Origin of the sequence: Corynebacterium sp. SA-MJD20WY100 (assembly GCF_039822565.1) — a bacterium.
Taxonomy (GTDB): domain Bacteria; phylum Actinomycetota; class Actinomycetes; order Mycobacteriales; family Mycobacteriaceae; genus Corynebacterium; species Corynebacterium phoceense_A.
The window spans coordinates 1-1,335 of the sequence record NZ_JBCJKS010000043.1; the positions used below are offsets into that span (position 1 = coordinate 1).

Sequence of the window (1,335 nt, forward strand, 5' to 3'; positions counted from 1 at the left end):
TGTGCAGCGCGGCGGTCGGAAAGCATGCTTCCGGTGATTGGAAAGCGTGGTTCTGTTGATTGGAAAGTGTCGTTGTGGGGGTGTCCCCGCGCTTGGGGTTGCGCGGGGACTTGATGTGTGCGTTGTTAGAGGATTTCTCGGGGTTGGTGTTTCTCGCGGAGGTTGATTTCTCCCTTCAGTGCGATGGTCATTGACGGGTGCATGATCCGGTTAATGAGGGACTCTGCGGTGACTTGGTTGGGTATGAATTTGCCCCAGTCACTCGCGCCGGTCTGTGAGACAATGGCGGTGGCTTGGCCGGTGCGTGCTTCCATGATTTCGAAGAGCACACGTGTTGCGTGGGTCGAGATTTCTGTGGTGAAAAAGTCGTCGAAGATGACAAGATGATACTTGGATATCTTCTTCACCAGGTCATTCGTGGCAGCGATGTCCTGACGAATTTCATCGAGTCTGGTGGCAAGCTCGGCTAAGCGCCAGTACTTCACGCTCAGTAGCTGCATGCAGGCATTGTGCGCCAGGGCCTGGATCAGGAAGCTTTTACCGCTGCCGGTCGGGCCGATGACGACGAGATTTAGCGGGCTTGGGCCGGCTATCCACTCAGTGTCTTTAAGGCGCGCAAGCCGTTGCGGGGTGATTTCTTCTGGTGGGTTTTCCAGAAGTGCTCGCATGGTTGCGCTTGGATCTTTAAGTCCTGCAGCCTTAAGCCGTTTGTGGCTGGTGCGCTGGATGTAGCCTTCCTCCTGGGCACGCAGCATTTCTACGAGGACGTCACGGAATGAGTAGGAGTCATAGGCAGGATCGCCAATGATTTCTAGGGCTCGGGTTCCTGCGGTGACAATGTGAAATTTCTTGAATAGGCGCATCATCTCTTCGTCGTCCATGATTGCCGGTGATGCTGTGGCAGGTGCGGTCATTATGCCTCCTTATCTGCGGTGTCGGTGGGGATGTCGAATGCTTCAAGCCCGCGTAGCCGTGCTTGCTCGAAGTCGACAACGACGACATCGTTGTCGTCTCTAGTGGATACGGCACTGTGTTCATGCGCGTGAGCAAGTGCTCTCGTTGAGTGTTCTGCTGCGTGTGTGGTGATGGCATTTTTGATGTTGGAGTAGCCAACATATTGCTTGGTATCGAGGACGAACTTGCAGGCTTGTTCTAGTTCGACCTTCGAGTAGCGCTTGGCCAGCTTGAGAATGTTCTCGCAGGTGAAGAATGCTTGCTGCTCGATTTTCGGCCGGTCAAGCACAATGGCAATCGCTCGCGTGCAGGCAGGGCCGATATGTTGCGACCAGGTGACGTAGCGACTGCGGGTCCACAGGTTTCCGTAGACCTTGGTGT

The 1,335-nt window shown here is 54.9% G+C and carries 1 protein-coding gene and 1 pseudogene; both read right to left on the reverse strand.

Annotated elements, in window-relative coordinates:
* Positions 1-125: 125 nt before the first annotated feature.
* Positions 126-914: an ATP-binding protein gene (locus ABJ196_RS12605; protein ID WP_347307577.1), complete on the reverse strand. Its 789-nt coding sequence runs from the start codon at positions 912-914 to the stop codon at positions 126-128.
* Positions 914-1,335 (reverse strand): annotated as a pseudogene (locus tag ABJ196_RS12610) (hypothetical protein); the annotation flags it as partial. The gene ABJ196_RS12605 and the pseudogene ABJ196_RS12610, both read right to left, overlap by 1 nt.

Excerpts from the sequence above, each read along its gene's own strand:
- ABJ196_RS12605 (WP_347307577.1), bottom strand. The coding sequence starts at position 914 with ATGACCGCACCTGCCACAGCATCACCGGCAATCATGGACGACGAAGAG.